Source organism: Serratia oryzae (genome assembly GCF_001976145.1).
In the GTDB taxonomy this organism is placed as follows: domain Bacteria; phylum Pseudomonadota; class Gammaproteobacteria; order Enterobacterales; family Enterobacteriaceae; genus Chania; species Chania oryzae.
Genome location: NZ_MOXD01000036.1, coordinates 1 through 2,153, shown reverse-complemented (window position 1 = coordinate 2,153; position 2,153 = coordinate 1). Strand labels below are relative to the sequence as shown.

General features: G+C 59.2%; 2 protein-coding genes. Both read right to left on the bottom strand.

All coding sequences use genetic code 11. From position 1 onward, the window contains the following. A partial coding sequence (locus BMI79_RS22750) for a filamentous hemagglutinin N-terminal domain-containing protein (RefSeq protein WP_125828880.1) occupies positions 1–1,292 on the bottom strand: 1,292 nt, incomplete at its 3' end. 23 nt (positions 1,293–1,315) lie between these two features. Then, a partial coding sequence (locus tag BMI79_RS22745) for a ShlB/FhaC/HecB family hemolysin secretion/activation protein (RefSeq protein WP_143555417.1) occupies positions 1,316–2,153 on the bottom strand: 838 nt, incomplete at its 5' end.

The following is a 2,153-nucleotide window of genomic DNA, read 5'->3' as shown; positions in this document are numbered from 1 at the left end:
AACCCGGTCAGTTGCGAGCCACCATCCAGAATCAAGTCGCGTTGGGCTGCGGCAATCACCGTTCCCGCCCCGAGCTGGCTGTTCAGCCACTTCTGCTCACCGGCGTTTACGACGAGCCGCTGGGTGGTGGTCAGGTTGCCTTGTGCGTCCGTGCCTGCCAGCAGGGTGCTGTTGGTCGCTGTCAATTGGCCTGTGGCATGCACCTGAAGGTCTTTGGATGCGCTGAGCGTGGTCTGCGCCAGTGCCAGGTCACCGCCGTTGAGTGCGATCTGCTGACCGGCTTTCACCGAGGTGTTACTCAGTGCCAACTGCCCCTGGCTGTTCAAGGCGACGTTTTGAGCAGCCTCATGGCTGCCACTCAGCGCAATATCGGCTGCATTGACGGTCAAGTTCCCCTGCGCCAGCGTGTTATTCAGCGTCAACTTGCCGTTGGCATCCAGAGTGATATCCCCATCACGGGCATTGAGGTTACCGAGGTTAACGCCGACGCCGGTTTCACTGGAGACCAGGTGAATTCGGTTGGCGTACATTCCGCCCAATGCACCGGTGTCGATCGCCACTTTTGGCACGTCGCCCTGACCGGCGATCGGCGTAGCGTTGCCTTGTGCATCCACCCGGTTGGCACCCAGCGTGATGGTTGCGTCTTTGGCATGCAGTTGCGCGTTGAGGTCGGTGGCACGGGCAATCAGCGCGAACTTGTCGCTCTGGCTGGCATCCAGCCCTTGGCCCTGAATGCTGATCGCCCCCTGGGTTACTTCCAGCGCCTGCAAACTGCCGTCGGCACCTAACACCGGTTTACCGGTGGTTAATGTTGCATTCGGGGTGTTGATAAAACCGCAGCCGTCGCAGGTGATACCATACGGGTTGGCCACCATCACATTGGCCTGCTTACCCGCCACTTCCATATAGCCCTGCAGTTGCGAACGGTTCGGGGCCACCACTTCGTTGATGATGCCCTGGGCTTCTTTCCCTGCCTGCAGATTGGGGTTGTTCTGGATCAGACCACCCAACTGGCTCTGAGTGAGCCGGTCGGTAGCGTTGTTGAGGATCAGCCCCTCTTTTCCCACGTTGAAGTCGTTGTATTTATTGTGGGAAATTCCGGCCTGATTGGGTGTGGCGATATTGACCACCGGCACACCGTTGGCGGCCTGATCGAGTTTCGTATTGCCTTCGGCAACATTTACACCGTTGGCAAACGCGGGTAACACCGGCTGCCACACCAGGAGGGTACACAGGGCATAGCTCAGCCAACGTTGGGTGGCATGAAGAGGACGATCCGTTGACTGACTCATGTGTTAAAACCTTTCCCTGGATATTAAAGAACAATATTGATGCGGTAATAGACAGAAACCCGGTCCGGCTCCAGCCAACTCGGGTGCGACAGCGGCCAACCGACGGTCAACTGGCTGCCAACATAACGGTTGCGGCTGCCGAGCCCCACCGCGCCGCCCCACAGCGTGCCGGAGGCATAGGTATCCTGTGAGTCGTGGCGCAGGTAACCGCCGTCTACCGCACCCAACAGGGTGATTGTGCCGAGGTACGGCAGGCTGAATGGCGACCAGTTCACCTCGTTACGCCAGTAACCGCCGTTATCGCCAGACAGATACTGCTCCTTGTAACCCCGCACCGAGCTTTCGCCGCCGATAGTCAGGCGTTCGCTGCCGTATAACCGATCGGGCGACCACTGGCCGTAGACGCTGGTGAGATAGGTCCAGTTCTGCGCCAGCGGCAGGTAATAGCTGCTGGAAAACGAGGTTTTGTTGAACTCCGCTCTCGGCGCATCGTTGCTTTTACCACTGTCGTCTTCCGCCCCCAGCCACGGCACACCACGGCTGTAGGTCGGGTTGAAGGTGGCAAAACCACCCCACAGCTTCTGGCTGTGCGTCACGCCCAGCGACAGGCTGGTGAGCTTGCGGCTGCTGCTCTCCAGCCGGGCGTCGTTGAGGTAGTTGCGATTGATACGGTGCGTCAGGCCCAGCGCCAGGCCGGTTTTTATCTCGCTGTTGCGGAACAATACGCGCGAAACGTTGAAACGGTGCGTCTGGCTGTCGCCGCTGGAGCGCCAGTCGAAGCCCTGATTGTTGATGGTCGAGAGGTAGTCGCTGTAGGAATAGTTGTAATCCGCCAGCCAGTAGCCGTAAGGCAGGCTGACA